Annotated in this window: 13 protein-coding genes and 1 pseudogene; 7 read left to right on the top strand and 7 right to left on the bottom strand. The window is 42.7% G+C overall.

The features are described from left to right. Positions 1 to 3349: cobaltochelatase subunit CobN (cobN, locus tag F8R90_RS30005; RefSeq protein ID WP_196513677.1), on the bottom strand; the 3349-nt coding region annotated here is incomplete at its 3' end. A gap of 95 nt (positions 3350 to 3444) precedes the next feature. Between cobN and F8R90_RS30000 the strand changes: the two genes are divergently transcribed. After that, positions 3445 to 5472 carry a GAF domain-containing sensor histidine kinase gene (locus F8R90_RS30000; protein ID WP_196513676.1) on the top strand — a complete coding sequence of 676 codons (2028 nt, stop codon included), beginning with the start codon at positions 3445 to 3447 and terminating at the stop codon, positions 5470 to 5472. Between the two features lie 170 nt (positions 5473 to 5642). Here F8R90_RS30000 and F8R90_RS29995 read toward each other — a convergent pair whose 3' ends face one another. Both F8R90_RS29995 and F8R90_RS29990 read right to left on the bottom strand, forming a co-directional pair. Next, positions 5643 to 6470, bottom strand: a complete 828-nt coding sequence (locus tag F8R90_RS29995) for an ATP-grasp domain-containing protein (RefSeq protein WP_196513675.1) — start codon at positions 6468 to 6470, stop codon at positions 5643 to 5645. Positions 6471 to 6527: 57 nt separating this feature from the next. Next, positions 6528 to 7439, bottom strand: coding sequence for a hypothetical protein (locus tag F8R90_RS29990; RefSeq protein ID WP_196513674.1), 912 nt, complete (start codon positions 7437 to 7439; stop codon positions 6528 to 6530). Between the two features lie 134 nt (positions 7440 to 7573). On the opposite strand from F8R90_RS29990, the gene F8R90_RS29985 reads away from it, so the two are divergent. After that, positions 7574 to 8494 carry a metallophosphoesterase family protein gene (locus tag F8R90_RS29985; RefSeq protein WP_196513673.1) on the top strand — a complete coding sequence of 307 codons (921 nt, stop codon included), beginning with the start codon at positions 7574 to 7576 and terminating at the stop codon, positions 8492 to 8494. A 198-nt stretch (positions 8495 to 8692) separates the two neighbouring features. Here F8R90_RS29985 and F8R90_RS29980 read toward each other — a convergent pair whose 3' ends face one another. Then, entirely contained in the window at positions 8693 to 9742 is a 1050-nt protein-coding gene (locus tag F8R90_RS29980; protein WP_230967122.1) for an RNA-guided endonuclease InsQ/TnpB family protein, read from the bottom strand. 65 nt (positions 9743 to 9807) lie between these two features. Here F8R90_RS29980 and F8R90_RS29975 point away from each other — a divergent pair, with 65 nt between their 5' ends. Together F8R90_RS29975 and F8R90_RS29970 are read left to right on the top strand one after the other, a co-directional pair. Continuing rightward, positions 9808 to 11130: an MATE family efflux transporter gene (locus F8R90_RS29975; RefSeq protein ID WP_230967114.1), complete on the top strand. Its 1323-nt coding sequence runs from the start codon at positions 9808 to 9810 to the stop codon at positions 11128 to 11130. A 91-nt stretch (positions 11131 to 11221) separates the two neighbouring features. Next, positions 11222 to 11515 (top strand): antibiotic biosynthesis monooxygenase family protein, encoded by a 294-nt coding sequence (locus F8R90_RS29970; RefSeq protein WP_190896155.1) that lies wholly within the window; start codon positions 11222 to 11224, stop codon positions 11513 to 11515. A 163-nt stretch (positions 11516 to 11678) separates the two neighbouring features. Here the strand turns inward: F8R90_RS29970 and pcrA are convergent, their stop codons facing one another. Next, positions 11679 to 14003 carry a DNA helicase PcrA gene (gene pcrA, locus F8R90_RS29965; protein ID WP_196513671.1) on the bottom strand — a complete coding sequence of 775 codons (2325 nt, stop codon included), beginning with the start codon at positions 14001 to 14003 and terminating at the stop codon, positions 11679 to 11681. Between the two features lie 598 nt (positions 14004 to 14601). On the opposite strand from pcrA, the gene F8R90_RS29960 reads away from it, so the two are divergent. The 3 genes from F8R90_RS29960 to F8R90_RS29950 are packed head-to-tail and all read left to right on the top strand — an operon-like array spanning position 14602 to position 16616. After that, the gene (locus F8R90_RS29960) at positions 14602 to 15570 is read left to right on the top strand and encodes a sodium-dependent bicarbonate transport family permease (RefSeq protein WP_196513670.1); all 969 of its coding nucleotides are present in this window, start codon (positions 14602 to 14604) and stop codon (positions 15568 to 15570) included. 4 nt (positions 15571 to 15574) lie between these two features. After that, a complete protein-coding gene (locus tag F8R90_RS29955) occupies positions 15575 to 15886 on the top strand; it encodes a P-II family nitrogen regulator (protein WP_196513669.1) in 312 nt (103 codons plus the stop codon). Positions 15887 to 15914: 28 nt separating this feature from the next. Beyond that, positions 15915 to 16616, top strand: coding sequence for a carbonic anhydrase (locus F8R90_RS29950; RefSeq protein ID WP_196513678.1), 702 nt, complete (start codon positions 15915 to 15917; stop codon positions 16614 to 16616). Positions 16617 to 16737: 121 nt separating this feature from the next. Here F8R90_RS29950 and F8R90_RS29945 read toward each other — a convergent pair. Continuing rightward, a pseudogene (locus tag F8R90_RS29945) lies at positions 16738 to 17100 on the bottom strand (ATP-binding protein); the annotation flags it as partial. A gap of 11 nt (positions 17101 to 17111) precedes the next feature. Beyond that, positions 17112 to 17402, bottom strand: a 291-nt coding sequence (locus tag F8R90_RS29940; RefSeq protein WP_196513668.1) for a transposase, incomplete at its 5' end; no start/stop codon positions are given.

Genomic DNA, 17402 nt, shown 5'->3' with positions numbered 1-17402 from the left:
GGGGCAGGGGGCAGGGGGAAGTAATTCCCTCTCCTCTGCTCCCTGCTCCCTGCTCCCCTGCTTCTGTTCCTGAAGAGTAGGCGTAAGAACTCCAGTTAATGTAGGCACGGGCTAAATCTTCGTCATCTGTCCAATTTTGCGATTCGATTAAACCTTGGAGTCCAGCGCCGTAAGCACCTGGACGAGAACCAAAGATGCGATAGCCCGATCGCACCACGGCTTCTTCTAAAGTTAATCCTTGGCTTGTCCACAAATCAGTTTCTTGGCGAACTGCATCTGCGAGGGGATTTTGCTCTGGCGGTTCATCCAAGCCTGCCACTGCTGACACTGCTTGAGCGAATAAATCAATTAAGTTGGGAAAAGCATCCCGGAAGAATCCCGAAATTCGCAAGGTGACATCTACACGAGGACGGCCCAAAATCGCCAGGGGCAAAATTTCAAAATCCACTACTCGCCGCGCTGCACCATCCCATACAGGTTGAACTCCAAGTAAAGCCAAGGCTTCGGCAATATCATCACCTCCAGTTCTCATGGTGGCTGTTCCCCACAAGGATAAACCGAGTGTTTTTGGATATTCACCATGCTCTTGAGTGTAATATTCAACGAGGGTTTCAGCAGCTTTTCTACCGATATCCCAAGCTGTTTCTGTGGGAATGGCGCGAATATCTACAGAATAAAAATTTCTCCCGGTTGGTAGAACTTCTGGGCGACCGCGTGTGGGTGCGCCAGATGGAGCGCTTGGGACATACCCGCCATCGAGTCCGTGTAATAAATGGGTGATTTCTTCGTGGGTTTTTTGTAAAGCGGGAAGCAGGCGATCGCGTATCCAGGTAGAGACGCGATTCATCGCGTCTGTGCTGGGGAGGGAGACGCGATGAATCGCGTCTGTACAAGAGTTTTGATTTATTAGTTGTTCGACTAAGAGGGCGGCGTGTTCTTCTAGGACTTCGACGATATCGCCGATGGTGCGGCATTCTGTGCCATTGACTATTGAGAATTCACCGCTAGGCATTGACAAATCGGCTGTGAGGGGATCGAAGTCTAGACCCCAATCTTGAGCTATGGCACGGGTAATACCTGAAGAATGGCGATTGGGTATCCGAGCGATCGCTACTATTAAATCTCGTAGCTGCCTTCCTTGGGGACATTGCCCAAAAATGTGTAACCCGTCGCGGATTTGGGCTTCTTTCAATTCACAAAGATAGCCACCTATGGAATTCAAAACCAGAGATTCCGAATTAAAAATTTCTGTTTCATTTTGGATTCCTAAATCTAGATGGAGATTTTCTTTGATCACCAGTTCGCGGATGCGATCGCGAATCACTGGCAAACGCGAAGGATCTAAACTGTCCGCTTCATAATACTCATCAATTAAATTTTCTAACTGTTGCAAAGAACCGTAGAGTTCCGCACGAGTCATGGGCGGCGTTAGGTGATCTATAATCACCGCTTGAGCGCGACGTTTGGCTTGGGAACCTTCACCAGGGTCATTCACAATAAACGGGTACAGGTGGGGAAGTGCGCCAAAAGCCACTTCTGGATAACAATTACTCGATAAAGCCACACTTTTACCCGGTAGCCATTCTAAATTTCCGTGTTTTCCCACATGAACTACAGCATCAGCACCAAAACATTCTCTAACCCAATAGTAGAAAGCTAAATAAGCATGGGTTGGTTCTAAATCCGGTGCATGATAATTCAAACTGGGGTCATTATCATAACCCCTTGGTGGCTGAATTCCCACGAAAATGTTGCCGAGTTGAATTCCAGGAACGGGGAAAGAGGCAGAGGGGCGGGGTGCAGGGGGCAGAGGTGAAAACTCGTCTCCCCTGCTCCCTGCTCCCTGCGCCATTTCCCAACGCTCACTAATACCTTGCTGAACTGCTGGCGGCAAAGAAGCGAAATATTCTTGATACTCTTCCCAAGAAACACTTTGATTTACCGGAAGCGATTCTCGACCTTCTGGGTCATTTGTTACGCCATCTGTCAGCCGTTGAATCAACTCATCTCCTTGAGCAGGCGGATTTTCTACTTCATAACCAGCTAGATGTAAAGCTTGAAGGATTTCTACACAACTAGCTGGAGTGTCCAGTCCCACACCATTAGCAAGCCGTCCATTGCGGTTGGGATAGTTTGCCAGAATTAGGGCAATTCGCCGTTCTTGGGGTGGTTTGGAACGCAGACGCGCCCAATTTGCTGCTAGGTTAGCAACGAACTCGATGCGATCGCTCACTGGTTCATAAATTACCACATCTGTCTCTAAATGGGGATTACGAGTTTGTACTGCTTTAAAAGACACAGCACGAGTAATAATCCGCCCATCTACTTCTGGTAGCGCCACATTCATCCCAATATCGCGGGGAGAAAGCCCTTGAAACTGTGACTCCCACTGCTCAATTGATCCGCCACTGAGGATCACCTGCAACACAGGCACATCTAATTTTTCCCATAGTTCAGTTTGGGGTGTTTCGCTTTCCAAGCGTGCTAGAGAAAAACTGGTGGTATTCAGCAGCACAGCTATTGCTTCGGCTTCTTTGGGTTGAAAAAATTCACTTAACTCAACCTGAACATCGGGTTCACGCAATGAGGAAACAAACACTGGTACAGGTTGTAAATTTTTTTGTACCAAAGCTTCGCATAAAGCATCAATTACCTTGGTATTTCCAGCTAAATAATGAGCGCGGTAAAAAAGGATGCCAATTTTGGAGATTGGGGATTGAAAAGAGGCAGAGGGGCGGGGTGCAGGGGGCAGAGGAGAGGAATTTTCCCCCTGCTCCCTGCTCCCTACTCCCATGCTTCTTCCCCATTCATACAATCCCACACGCGGAACTGGCCGGGGTGGCGGGGGATTGTATGCAGTTAACAGGCAACTGTCAGAGATAAATTGCAGAGCATTAACAAAATTTTCCACACCGCCTTCGCTAAAATACTGCCATATTTGGTTAACAATACCCAAAGGTACGGTAGAGTGGGAGATTAAATCGGGATCAAAAGCGTCGTCCCCTGGCATTACAATCAGGGTTTTACCATTACGTTGCACAATTTCTTGCACTACTTCTAACCCATAACCCCAGTAGGAACGTCCTCCTAAGAGGCGCAAAATAATTACCTGGGCAAGTTCCAAAACTTGCTCCCCATAAGTATCTATGCTTAATTGTTGCTGCAACTGCAACAGGTTGGCGACTCTTAATGCAGGAAAGCTTGTAGGTAATTTTGTCACCGCAGCTGCCAAAGTTTGAATGTCGGTATCAGCAGCCGTAATTAACACGAAAGGCGCTGGAGTTTGTTCTAGAAAAATTAAGCCCTCTGACTGATTCCATCCACCCGATATGCTACTTGTACGATGCATAATCCTGTATTACCGTCTTAAACTATATGGTTCTTGCACAATCAAAACAAACCTTTTCCTTGCATTCAGCCCCCTCTTACCAGTAATGATTTAAAATGCTTAGTTCTCCTGATTTGAGCTTTTCTCGAACCTTGCCTATTGTTGTATTTAATCAGCTTGGGGAATTGTTGGAACAGATGGCTCAAACGGTGGGAAGTGCCGCTCTGATACTGACAGAAGCTGTATTGATGCGGATTTACATACCTGTGGAATGGCAAAGGCAAAGGTTTACGTTGGTGGTTTCTGAGCAGTTTAGTGCGCTGTTGGTAGGAAACTTAGCGCAGGGGGAGGGAGGGGAGCAGGGAATTGACTCGGCACTCAATGCTAGTTTGACATTTAATTTAGAGGCGATCGCAACATTTGTCTACGAATTGAGAGACTTGTTTGAGTGCGATTCCTCCACTCACCAAAATCTCGAAGGCTATCGCCAAATTATTGGGCCCAATGATGCTACACTCCAAAGTCAATTCTCGCTGTTGTTATTAGAATATCTCTTAACTCAGCCAAACCAAGAGATAATAGCACCTCCAAGCTCAACTGCACCGACAGTTTATATCTGTCAGCCAGTGGAAGATGCTTTAAAAAAACAGATTTCCCAAGAACGGTTGTTAAATCAGGTAACAACGCAGATCCGCAAAAGCCTGGATTTGCCAGTGATTATGGCAACGGCAATTACACAGGTGCGTGAGTTTCTAGAATTAGACCGATTAGTAATCTATAAATTTGCAGGTTCCAAAGTCAAGACTCAAGAATACCAGTCTGATACTATTCCCTTCAACGGAACCGCACTGGTAACAGGCATGGAACTGTCCGTTGGGGAACCTTCCGAAATCTATTTTTCTATACAAGATAACAAGGGTAAACACTCGCCTTCTGTGTCAGTCAATAATCAGCCATTACTAGAAAACTGCCATAACTATGGAGGTTATATTGTCTATGAGGCCCGTGCTACAGATGCTATTACATCGGTGTTGAAGTACACAGAAAAAAATTGCTTTATCCGAACCTCTCAATGTTGGAATAAGTATCGCCAAGGCTTTACCTTAGCTGTGGATGATGTCGAAAGAACTTATGCCCTAGAAGAATGTTTGTTGAATTTTTTAAGAGAAAGCCAAGTGCGGGCTAAGTTGGCTGCACCGATTATATTTGAGGATAAACTGTGGGGTTTGCTGATTGCTCATCAGTGCAATGAACCACGCCAGTGGACTGATAGCGAAAAAAACTTGCTGATGGCGATCGCAGAACAATTAGCGATCGCAATTCACCAAGCTGAGTTAATGCAAACGCTCACCCAAGAAAAAGAAACTCTCGAACAACGAGTCATTGAGCGCACAATGGCCCTGCGTGATGCCCTCCTCGCCGCCGAAGCTGCTAGCCGTCTCAGAAGTGAATTTCTAGCTACTATCAGTCATGAATTGCTCACGCCTTTAACTTATGTTATTGGGATGTCTTCTACATTGTTACGCTGGCCTTTAGGTGAATTGAGCCAACGACAACGGGGTTATCTGCAAACAATCCACGATAGTGGAGAACATTTATTAGAAATGATTAATGATATCCTCGATTTATCGCAAATCGAGGCTGGTAAGGCAGCTTTAAATATTGCGGAATTTTCTTTGGTAAATGTTGCCGAAAATGCTGTAAAGTCACTACAAAAAAAGGCAACAAGTGAACAAATTACTCTTAAACTTGATTTGCAAATCGATCCCAGGCGCGATCGCTTTACCGCCGATGCCAAACGAGTAGAACAAATTCTCTGGAATCTGTTAACTAATGCCATTAAATTCACTCCTGAAAGTGGCTGCGTTACCTTACGCCTTTGGGTGGAAGATGATACTGCTATTTTTCAAGTGGAAGACACAGGGATCGGCATTCCCGAAGAAAAATTACCATTACTGTTTGAGAAATTTCAGCAACTCGATACACCCTATCGCCGCCGCTACGAAGGCACTGGACTTGGACTAGCTTTAACTAAACAACTTGTAGAACTCCATCGAGGTCGAATAGAAGTAGAATCAACTGTAAGTATTGGCTCTATTTTTACTGTATGGATACCAACTCAGGCAATGAGAGTGGTAAGTTAGGAGTTAAGCAAGAGACGCGATGAATCGCCGTCTTTACAATAATCAGTCTTTTGTAGAGACGGCGATTTATCGCGTCTTTTTGATGATTTATCGTATCTTTGCGATCTAGAATTTTCATCAAAAAACCTAACCGAACCGTCTTGCCTTTCCCTTTGTCTTTTTCTTCAATTTCAGACTAGGCTAACGAGCATTTTTTCAAAAATTTTCAACACATGCTCCTCTCCATTGTCTCTAATAAAAATGCCAAAATTTGGGTGAGAGTTGATTTCAATTAACCAATATTGATTATCTCGATCTAATACAATATCAAAACCACCATAATCAAGGTCTAACTCTTCAAAAACTGGTTGAGCAAAATTAGCAATCTCTGACAGTATTTGTGGGTCGTTGATATATTTGGCTTTCGCACCATCCCAGTGTAAAGGACTGAGATTACCGACAAATTTGGCATCAGTTATATCTTTTTCATAGAGCAGAACCAACTCTTTATTTAAGAAAACCGCTCTATATTCAAATTTTATGTGAATAAATTCTTGAGCGATCGCAACATAATCATACTTCTTATAATTGATATTAAAAATTTCTTTTAAAGCAGTTTCAATCTCCTCTTTATTTTGGCATAAAAATACATTATCTCCACCAGCGCCAGAATTCCTTTTGACAATAACAGGTGTTTCAAAATGTTCTTTAATTTCTAATACGATATCTTGAATAGTTGGAAATTTTAAGTAAATTTTATACTGGAGTTCACAAAAAGGTGAAAGAAAACCTACTGTCCGAGGAAGTTTCACTTTTTGCTTTAAAATATGGTAAGTGTATTCCTTATCTTTAAGGATTTGTGCTACTGCTTGATTGATTAACGGAGTACTATAATTACAAAAATAATGCTGTTTATTATTAAATTTAATTTTGACTAAGTTTTCAGCAGGATGAATAATTTCATAGCTGATATTTAAGTTTTTACAAGCTTGGAGCAATAGCGAAACGTTGTCTAACATAAATACTTAAAGTTAAACATCCAAATTACGAATTACATTAGCGACTTAGGAGCGTCATTACGAATTATTTGAACTTGTTGTTTGCCGTTTAAAAATCACCATTTCATTACCAACAACTGGGTTACGCGCTATCAGCCTATCTTGGGAGTCGAAAATTTCTAAATGGGTAAAATCAAGTTCTTGAGAGCGTTGTAATATCTCCGCAGCTAGTTTGTCCTGCTGAGATTCTTTAAGAGTGTACCAATCGTCACTAATTTTGACAGTTAGATTACTTGTGCGGAAGTTGGCTTGAATTGACTTTATCAGACCAGAGGCAATGCGATCGCTAATTTCAGCTACCTGATTTTCAATAGCTGCAATTAAGGCTTGTTCGGGTGTCAATTCTATGGCTGGTGTTGGCGTTGGCGTGGGAATTGGTTCCGGTTCAGTTTCGGGTTCTGGCGGGGGTGTTATTTCCTGTGGTGGCTGTTGTACTTCTGGCGGTGGCGTAATTTCCTCTGGCGGCTGTGGTTCTGGTGCAACTGACTCCGGTGGAGTAGTTATTGTTGGTGTCGGTGTTGGTGTCGGTGCAGGAACCTCTTCAACTGGTGGAACAGTTGCTACTACAGTAGGTTTACCAGTAAATACAGTTGCAGTTGTCCAAACAAGAATTACAGCAATTCCAGTAACAATTCCCGTCAAAGCTGTATCTGATAACTTTGTTGACAAATTTGATGGTAAAAACAATCGGATTGTCCTTAACAGTCCACCCCAACGCAACTGAAGCTGCTGGAAAAAACTGGGTATTTCCTCAGTACCAGGTGGGGGGGCTGTCTCCAGTTTCTCCACCGTTACTTCTAAAACCCCAATCGTCCCTCGGAGAAGTTGGATAATTTTAGCCTTCCAAATTGGCTGAACTCTCTGGTAAGGTTTTTGGGGAGGTTGATTTACCTGCTCATCCGTCGGTTTTGACTGATTGTCTTGTGACATGGAACTTTCACCAAAAGCAGCGAATCAAAGACAAACAACGTACTTTATTACTGGTGCTGCCTTCTTTTGCCTTAATGTATCACTTCATTGCACATTGCTTCAGCTAAACTGACATTTATTAAATTTGGTGACTTATGAATCTAAAACGCCGTCAATTTTTATTTTTAAGTAGCCTCAGCGCCGTTGGTACAGGATTTTTCAGTTGGATGTTAGCTCATCAAAATCATCAAAGTGCTGATATTACGGATTTAACAACGGCTATAGCCGCCAACCCAGCCAAAAAAGACTTGTTATTACGTTTTGTGTCTGTGGCTGATACAGGGACTGGGGCTAAAGGACAGTATGCTGTGGCTGGAGCAATGAACGCGTATCACAAACAAAATCCTTATGATTTAGTCGTTTTAGCTGGAGATAACATTTACAATAACGGCGAAATCGAGAAAATTAATGCAGTTTTTGAGCGTCCCTATCAACCTTTGCTAAAGCAAGGTGTGAAATTTCAGGCTTGTTTAGGTAATCACGATATTCGTACTGCTAATGGTGATCCGCAAGTCAAGTATGCCGGCTTTAATATGAAAGGAAGACGCTACTATACATTTAGCCGTGGCTCTGTGCAATTTTTTGCTTTAGATACTAATAGTAATGCTGATTGGAAAAATCAACTACCTTGGTTAGAAAAAGAATTAAGTCTTAGTAAAGCTTCTTGGAAAGTCGTATTTGGCCACCATCCAATTTATTCATCTGGTGTCTATGGGACTAATACAGAGTTTATTAAAACTTTTACTCCGCTGTTTCAAAAATACGGCGTTCAAGTTTATATAAATGGTCACGAACACCATTATGAACGCACTCGTGCTATTAATGGAACGACTTATTTAGTTACTGGTGGTGGTGCAGGTACTCGTCCTGTAGGGCGTTCAGAATGGACACAGCATTCTGCTGAAAAGCTTAGTTTTGCAGCGTATGAGGTGTATCCAGATAGAATAGAAGTAAGTGCGATCGCTACTGATAAGCGCGTTTTTGATAAAGGCATTATTCAATTAAAATCAGCTTAGTTATATGACTCGTTCAGTGTTTCCTGCGCAACGCTACGCGAACGAATTTAACGGGAGTCCTTTTACTCCATTAAGATAGATTCAAGTTCCCAGGAGCAACATTTCCTGAACATGGGTTTAGATTTTGGAAAAACCCTTTGTTATTTACATCGGGTTTTGACATCCTCCCCGCCGTGAACGGTCGGGGATTCCTAAGACTCACGACTTAGGTTTCTGTTTCTTACCATTGCTGGTTTTTCGCAACTGCCCTTTAGACTTATGCCCATCAGGTCTTATGTTCGCTCCACAGACTGAAACTGCGAGTCCCGCAGCCAAAATATTCTTACTGGCGTTGATATCTCTGTCATGGTTTGTTCCGCAATTGGGACAATCCCACTCTCTGACATTCAACGGCAGCTTATCAACAATGTGTCCGCAGTTCCCACAGCGTTTAGAACTGGGAAACCATCGGTCAATCTTGACAAAGTTACGACCATACCAATCGCACTTATATTCAAGGTGTCTAACTAGTTCACCCCAACTAGCAGACGCTCGAAGACTCGCTAACGCTGCGCTATCACTAATAGAGAGAGCGAGTTTTTTATTTTTGACCATATTCTTCACAGACAAATCTTCGACTGCAATCAATTGGTTTTCTCGAACCAGTCGGGTTGTCAACTTGTGAAGAAAATCATTCCGAGCGTCACTAATTTCTGCATGAACCTTAGCGACTTTGAGTCTTGCTTTCTGGCGATTATTTGACCCTTTTTGCTTACGACTCAAAGCTTTTTGTGCTTTACGCAATTTTGCTTTTTTTGCCTTAAATCCCTTGGGGTTAGCAACTTTTTCTCCTGAACTCAAAGCAACTAAGCTGCTGATGCCCAAGTCAATGCCAACTTGATTATCAACATTCGGCAATGCCTCAATTAAAACATCTAGCAATATTGAAACAGTCCACCGTCCATTGGGGGAAAGTTTCACTGTAATTGTTGATGGCTCTGCACTTTCTGGAAGTTGGCGACTCCATCGGATAACCAAAGGTTGAGCGCATTTCGCTAAAAATACTTTGCCCTCTTTCCATTTGAAAGCAGCCTTGGTAAATTCAGCATTGCCACCATGATGCTTTTTCTTAAAGTTCAGGTATTTAGCCCGACCTGCAAAGAAATTGCTAAACGCTGTTTGGAGATGTCGTAATCCTTGCTGCAATGGCACACTGCTAACATCATTAAGAAATTGCAAGTCTTCTTGTTTTTTCCAGTTAGTCAGCATTGAGGAAGTTTCAATATACCCAACTTTTCGATAAGCATATGTTTTCTGAAGTTAAAAAATGTCTCATGTTAGCCGTACCTTTGGCAGCAGCACAACTGGCTCAATCTGCAACTGCTTTTGTGGATACGGTAATGATGGGCTGGTTGGGAAGTCAGACTATTGCATCTGGAGGTTTGGCAGCTGTTCTCTCTAGTTTTTGTCTGTTGATCGTTAGTGGTATCGTTTCTGCTGTCAGTCCGTTAGCTGCCCAAGCATACGGAGCCGGAAATAGAGAAAAAGTTGGCACAATTGTCCGGCTTGGACTAGGGATATCTCTGGTACTAGGAATACCAGTTACATTGCTGCTTTACAATGGAGGTGCTTTACTACTTTTACTAGGGCAGGATGCTAACACAGTAGCAATAGCAGAGATTTATTTAAGGGCGATCGCACTGGGTTTTATTCCTGGTTTGGGCTTTGCAGTACTTAAAAGCTTTCTTTCTGCTCTGTTGCAACCACAATTAGTGATGGTGACTGTGGTTTTGGGTACTCTGCTCAACATCACAGCTAATTATGTGTTGATGTTTGGCAAACTGGGATTCCCTGCGCTGGGTTTAGCTGGTATCGGGTGGGCAAGCACACTCTCACTTTGGAGTATGTTTCTTACTTTGACAGTTTATATATTTAATCAGCCTCAGTTTGCAGTTTACGGTATTTTTCGACCTTCATCTAAAAAGGCTTTTCCCCTAGAGCATCGCCGGATCATTGGCGAGATTTTTCAGGTTGGATTGCCAATTGGGGGGCTGATTGCGGTCGAAGCAGGACTGTTCACCGTTGTTACCTTCGTAATAGGACGATTAGGAACAAACGCTCTTGCTGCCCATCAAATTGCTTTACAAACAATTTCGATGTCATTCCAGATTGCACTAGGCATTTCTCTAGCGACAACAGTACGTGTTGGGCAGTTAGTTGGACAGAATGACCTGCTTGCTACTCGTCTAGCTGGATATGTAGGTATTGCGATTGCAGGTCTATCTATGGGTGTAGCAGGTATTACATTTTGGTTAGTGCCAAAGTCGATTATTTCTCTTTATATTGACATCAGCGATCCAAACAATGCAGATGTGGTTGCCCTCGCGGTGAAATTGCTGGGAGTGGCAGCGATTTTTCAAATAGTTGACGGTGTGCAAGTTACTGCGGGGGGAGCATTACGCGGACTAAAAGATACTCGAATTCCGATGTTGATTGGTATTTTTGCTTATTGGTGTATTGGTTTATTCACTGGTTATACTTTCGGAACCTCGTTGGGGTATGGAGCTATTGGTCTTTGGTGGGGACTGGCTATTGGTTTAGCGATCGCTGCAATAATCATGACTTGGCGGTTTAGCAACAAAACAACTAACTACTGATAAACAAAGATGAATTATCTGTAGCTATTAGTAAACTTACGGCTGCGTATCAATTGCGTTAAAATTAGCCGAATTCTCACCACAAAACTTTATGATTCTTGAGGCAGTTATTCTTAATGTCAAATCTGGTCTAGAATTCGATTTTGAAGCTACTTTCAAAAAAGCTTCTAAAATTATTTCCTCAATGGACGGATATTTATCCCATGAATTGCATAAATGTATAGAAGTCCAAGGTAAATACTTATTACTTGTCAGATGGGAAACTTTAGAATCTCATACTGTAGGATTTAGGAATTCTGCTGAGTATCAAGAGTGGAAAAAACTTTTGCATCATTTTTATGAGCCATTTCCCACTGTTGAACACTTTGAAGAAATGAAAATATGAAAAACAAGATCCCCGACTTCTTTGAAAAATCGGGGATTTGTGGCCACATCACAATATGGTTCAGTTAAGGGTTATTGGTGTAGATAATTGGTATTTTAAGACGCGATTTATCGCGTCTCTACATGAGGGTTTTGTTGCTCACTCTGAACTGTATTGGGCTATATCACTCTACTCGTTGCAACTGCGCTACTCTTGGGTCAACAATTTTTTGTCCCAAGCTGGAAAATTTAATTGCCACAGACATCTTATTACCTGTTCCAAAAACATGGGTAATTTCACCAAGTCCGAAGGTTTTATGTAAAACTCTATCGCCTACTTGCCAATTCTGTGTTGTGTCTTTTTTACTACTAGAAGTAGAGGCACTTTTGGTATAACTTTGACGACTCGCGCGTTTAGTAGATAATAACTCTTCTGGCAATTCGTCAAGAAATTGCGATCGCATCGCGGGTTCACGAGAACCATATAAACGGCGTTCTCGCGCGTGTGATAAATACAACCTTTCTTGAGCGCGAGTAATCCCCACATAACACAGGCGGCGTTCCTCTTCCAAAGATGCGGGATCACCCAGCGAACGGTAGCCGGGAAATAGCCCTTGTTCTAATCCCACCAAAAATACTACGGGAAATTCTAAACCTTTGGAAGCGTGCAAAGTCATCAAAGAAACGGCTGTCTGTCCTTCTTTTAAGTTATCCAAATCGGAACTTAGGGCGGCGCTACTCAGAAAGTCTCGGAGAGAAACCTCTTCATTTTCTTCTTGAAATTGCAGTGCGGCGTTGTAAAGTTCCTGAACGTTTTGTACCCGATCTGTGGCTTCGTCTGTACCTTGACTCATCAAGTCTTGAACGTAACCAGAATCTTCTAGTATTCCTTGCAAAACCTCAGTTACAGGAAGCGTGCCAATTTGCGCTTGCCAACGGCTGATCATTGCGGCAAAGTTATTTACAGCTTTTGTCGCTCGTCCAGCTAATGTATTAACTGATGTCTCATCACTAAGTATTTCCCACAGGGTTGTCCCTAACTGTTGGGAGGCGTTCATCAAAGCATCAATAGTGGTTTTACCAACTCCCCGGCGGGGAGTATTGATAACTCGCAATAAACTGACTGTATCAGATGGGTTAGCGATCGCTCTTAAATATGCGATGACATCTTTAATCTCTTTGCGATCGTAAAACCTCATTCCCCCCACAACTGTGTAAGGAATTTGATATTTCACCAGCAATTCTTCAAATGGCCGAGATTGAGCATTTGTCCGATAAAGTATGGCAAAACTGCCCCAGTCTAACTCTGGATTTTGGTTTTCTAAAGTACTAATTTGATTGATGACAAATGCCGCTTCTGCAAGTTCTTCATCGGCTTTGTGACAAGTAATCTGCTCACCCGGCCCCCGCGTTGGTTTGAGGATTTTATCAATCCGTTGGGTGTTATTTTCAATTAATTCATTAGCCGCTTGCAGAATGTTTTCACAAGAACGATAATTTTCTTCCAGCTTAACCATCGTCCGGGTGTCATCATCTACCAAACCATCACCAAAATCTTCCTGAAATCCCAACAAGATGGTGAAATCTGCCATCCGAAAGCTGTAAATTGATTGATCTGCATCGCCGACAACGAAAACTGAGCGATTTTCCCATTCCCATTCGCTCTTTTTGGTTTCGGCATTAGTAACTAATAAATTAATAAGTTGATACTGAGTGCGATTAGTATCCTGATATTCATCTACGAGAATATGGCGAAACTTGCGATGCCAATAACCCAAAACTTGCTCATTTTGCTGAAATAATCTAGTAGGTACGAGAATTAGATCATCAAAGTCAAGAGCGTTATTTTCTGCTAATTTATCTTGATATAAATTGTAAACTTGAGCAATTACCCGTCCGCGATAATTGGGTTGATCTTGCTCAAATTCTTGAGGTGATAAACCTTGGTTTTTAGCGTTACTAATAGCGTAGCGAACAGAGCGAGCGTCAAACTTTTTATCGTCTAAATTTAGCTGTTTATTAACGATTTCTTTAATCAGAGTCATCACATCTGATTCGTCAAAGATAGAGAAATTGCGGTTCCAACGCCGTCCTTTTTCGTCTACATATTTTTCAATATCAAAGCGGAGAATGCGAGAAAATAGACTGTGGAAAGTGCCACACCATAAGTCTTTGATAGTGCTTTTGTAAACTTGCGATCGCAGTTGTGTTTGTTGGTATTCTGTCAACAAATCCAACCTCTGTCCGTGTTGTTTCATTGCCAGTTGTTCAGCAAACAGCCGTTGAATCCGTTCTTTCATTTCCCGCGCGGCTTTGTTGGTAAAAGTAACCGCCAGGATATTTTCTGGATCAACACGGTGTTTCAGAATCAGATTCGCAATACGATAAGTCAGCGCTCGTGTTTTACCGGAACCTGCGCCAGCAACAACTAGCAACGGGCCGCAGTAATGTTCGACAGCTTGACGTTGACTAGGGTTAAGGTGACTGAGAAAGTCGATGGTTGTTGTCATGGATGTGAAAAAGCGATGTCTCCGACGGGCTACGCCTACGCCTGGCATCACATCAATAGAGAGTTGCTATTGCCCAGGTTACAATATCTTAACGAAAGTTGGTCAACAAAGATTGCCTAACACAGTACTTTGATCGTCTCTCTTCATCAGATATTCTCCCTATTCCCTATTCTCTTTTGCCCACAAGTTATACAGGTTTGCCGCCGCTTTTCGCTATAACGTTAATTTTTCTACGTAGATAAGTTACCCATCAGTTATTCCTGCGCGTTCTGTCGTAAAATCAGCGACGGGGAATCAAAAATTATAAAAATACTGGGCAAGTTCTAACTTGTTCTGTTGTCAACAGTAGGGGCAATTCATGAATTGCCCCTACAGATTTTCGTAGGGACACCGCAATGTTCCCTAGCGCGTGGTTTATTTACTTGAAAAACGCTGTAATACCTAACCAAGAGTATTGTCACCAATAAGACTATTCACTCCTTGAGCACCCAATTGACATTGGGTAACAATACACAGTACATCATGATTCAACCGTTAAATTTTTAAAGATGAAAAATGTCTTTAATTTCAGGTTTAACCAATACAAGGAGGGGTGGATATGGATCTTAGCTTAATTGTATCCAACATTTTGAATCCGCCAATCCTGTTTTTCTTTTTAGGCATGATTGCTGTTTTTGTCAAGTCCGATCTCGAAATTCCTGCACCAATCCCCAAACTATTTTCGTTGTATCTGCTGTTTGCCATTGGTTTTAAAGGAGGCGTAGAACTAATCAAAAGCGGTGTCACCCAGGAAGTGATTTTAACACTGGCGGCAGCAATGATGATGGCTTGTGTTGTTCCAATTTACACCTTTTTTATCCTGAAGTTGAAATTGGATACTTACGATGCTGCTGCGATCGCAGCAACCTACGGTTCCATTAGTGCCGTTACCTTCATCACAGCTAGCGCTTTTTTAACTGAGCTTGGCATTACTTTTGATGGTTATATGGTGGCAGCCCTTGCCCTGATGGAATCCCCGGCGATTATAGTTGGTCTAATTTTGGTGAATGTATTCACCGCCGATGGAAAGCGAGAGTTTTCGTGGCCGGAAGTTTTGCAAGAAGCATTTCTTAATAGTTCAGTTTTTCTCCTAGTCGGTAGTCTCTTGATAGGTGTCTTGACAGGAGAACGCGGTTGGCACATGTTAGAACCCTTTACTCAAGGGTTGTTTTATGGCGTTCTCACCTTCTTTTTACTAGATATGGGACTAGTCGCTGCAAGAAGAATTAAAGACTTGCAAAAAACCGGAGTTTTCCTAATTTTATTTGCCATACTAATTCCAATACTCAATGCAGGCATTGGGTTGGTGATTGCCAAATTGATCGGTATGCCTCAGGGAGATTCGCTGTTGTTCGCTGTATTGTGTGCCAGTGCTTCTTACATTGCTGTCCCAGCGGCTATGCGGATGACTGTTCCAGAAGCAAATCCCAGCCTGTATGTTTCTACCGCTCTAGCTGTAACATTTCCGTTCAATATTATTGTGGGAATTCCGTTATATCTCTACGGAATTAACCTATTTTGGAGGTAATAATATGCACGTAGTTAAAAAGATAGAAATTATTGCCAACTCCTTTGAGCTTGCCAAAATTTTAGATAGTTTAGATAAGTCGGGTGTACATAACCATGCCGTAATCAGAAATGTTGCTGGTAAAGGATTACAAGGAACGACAGAAGATTTAGACATGACCATGCTTGATAATGTTTACATCCTTGCATTTTGTATGCCAGAACAACTCAAGGGTGTTGTAGAAAATATCAAGCCACTGCTCAACAAATTCGGAGGTACTTGCTACGTTTCCGATGTGATGGAGATTCGCTCTGTCAGATGTGTCGCGTCAATGTAAGAGAGTTATAAATTCAATGAAGCATTTCATGGAACGTCGTGACTTTTTAAAGTTAGGAATGACCGGGGCGTTTGGGATGATGCTATCTGCCAGCGATTTACTCTGGCGGGTAGAACAGGCTAAAGCTGACGAAAAGCACTCAGCCCCCACTCAATCCCTCAGCCCCGATGCCGCATTGCAAAAGCTGATGGAGGGAAATCAGCGATTTGTTCAGCATCAACCCCAATACCCCGATCAATCTGCACTGCGGTTGCAAGAAGTTGCTCAAGCTCAACATCCATTTGCAACTATTCTGAGTTGTGCGGATTCACGAGTCCCCGCAGAAATTGTTTTTGATCAGGGCATCGGAGATATCTTTGATATTCGGATTGCCGGAAATATTGCCACACATGAAGCGATCGGCAGTATTGAATATGCGATTGTCTTGTTAGGTTCTCCGCTGTTGATGGTGATGGGTCATGAGCGTTGTGGGGCTGTAACCGCAGCTGTACAAAACGAATCGTTACCTGGTGATATTAGTACTTTTGTTCAGGCAATTAAGCCAGCACTGAAAAAGGTTAAGAATAAGCCGGGTGATGCGGTTGAGAATGCTGTGGCGGCAAATGTGCAATATCAAATTGAACGGTTGAAGCACTCAAAGCTTTTAAATGAGCAGGTGCAATCTGGCAAATTGAAAATTGTAGGAGGTCGTTACGATTTGGATACAGGAAGGGTGACTATTATTACTTAATTCGAAAGATGATAGAGATGATAGAGATGAGGGAGCAGGGAGCAGGGAGCAGGGAGCAGGGGGAAAATTCCTCTCCTCTGCACCCTTCCCCCTGCCCCTCTGCCTCTTCCCTATGCCCCATTCAATCCTGCACAGTCATTGGTAGACGAATGGTGAAAGTAGAGCCAATTCCCGGATGACTTTTGACAATAATTTCACCACCCATCATCTGGCAAAAGTGGCGGCTAATTGCTAAACCCAGTCCCGTACCTCCATACTTTTTCGTAGTCGAGGTATCTCCTTGTGTAAAAGGTTGAAATAACTGCTGTTGTTGACGTTGAGACATACCTATGCCTGTGTCAGTAACAGTGAAAGTAATCATGCCCAAAGGAGCCTCCGGTCGGAATTCATCCTTTTCTCTATTAACAGTCAGCGTCACCTTGCCGTTTGTAGTGAACTTACCGGCGTTGCTTAGTAAGTTTAATAACACCTGCCGCATCCTAGTGGTCTGTCCCATTAATTTTGCGGGGTTGGATAAATCTTTGACAGCTTAACTCTGGCATCTTCTGTACGAAAACGCCAATCTACACGAACTTGATTAATATTGCGATCGCACTCCCAAGCCGAGACCTGTTTTTCTAAAGTTTCAATATTCGGAATTCTTCGTTGGAGACATTGACGGACAAGTACAGATAGCTCTGATTCAACCATATTTAACCAACTCCCATGTTTAGGTGTATAGTGAATTTCTAATTTTGTGGCAATCCGTCTGGCCTCGGCTGGTTCAAAAACTTCATACAATGCACC

The organism is Nostoc sp. NZL (genome assembly GCF_015714705.1).
Taxonomy (GTDB): Bacteria; Cyanobacteriota; Cyanobacteriia; order Cyanobacteriales; family Nostocaceae; genus Nostoc; species Nostoc foliaceum_A.
The sequence above is the reverse complement of the archived record's forward strand: the minus strand, read 5'-3'. Positions and strand labels throughout refer to the sequence as shown.

Coding starts and splice junctions, on each gene's coding strand:
- F8R90_RS29985 (WP_196513673.1), top strand. CDS start 7,574: ATGAATCTAAAACGCCGTCAATTTTTATTTTTAAGTAGCCTCAGCGCC.
- F8R90_RS29955 (WP_196513669.1), top strand. CDS start 15,575: ATGCACGTAGTTAAAAAGATAGAAATTATTGCCAACTCCTTTGAGCTT.
- F8R90_RS29980 (WP_230967122.1), bottom strand. CDS start 9,742: ATGCTGACTAACTGGAAAAAACAAGAAGACTTGCAATTTCTTAATGAT.
- F8R90_RS30000 (WP_196513676.1), top strand. CDS start 3,445: ATGCTTAGTTCTCCTGATTTGAGCTTTTCTCGAACCTTGCCTATTGTT.
- F8R90_RS29995 (WP_196513675.1), bottom strand. CDS start 6,470: ATGTTAGACAACGTTTCGCTATTGCTCCAAGCTTGTAAAAACTTAAAT.
- F8R90_RS29960 (WP_196513670.1), top strand. CDS start 14,602: ATGGATCTTAGCTTAATTGTATCCAACATTTTGAATCCGCCAATCCTG.
- F8R90_RS29970 (WP_190896155.1), top strand. CDS start 11,222: ATGATTCTTGAGGCAGTTATTCTTAATGTCAAATCTGGTCTAGAATTC.
- F8R90_RS29990 (WP_196513674.1), bottom strand. CDS start 7,439: ATGTCACAAGACAATCAGTCAAAACCGACGGATGAGCAGGTAAATCAA.
- F8R90_RS29975 (WP_230967114.1), top strand. CDS start 9,808: ATGTTAGCCGTACCTTTGGCAGCAGCACAACTGGCTCAATCTGCAACT.
- F8R90_RS29950 (WP_196513678.1), top strand. CDS start 15,915: ATGGAACGTCGTGACTTTTTAAAGTTAGGAATGACCGGGGCGTTTGGG.
- pcrA (WP_196513671.1), bottom strand. CDS start 14,003: ATGACAACAACCATCGACTTTCTCAGTCACCTTAACCCTAGTCAACGT.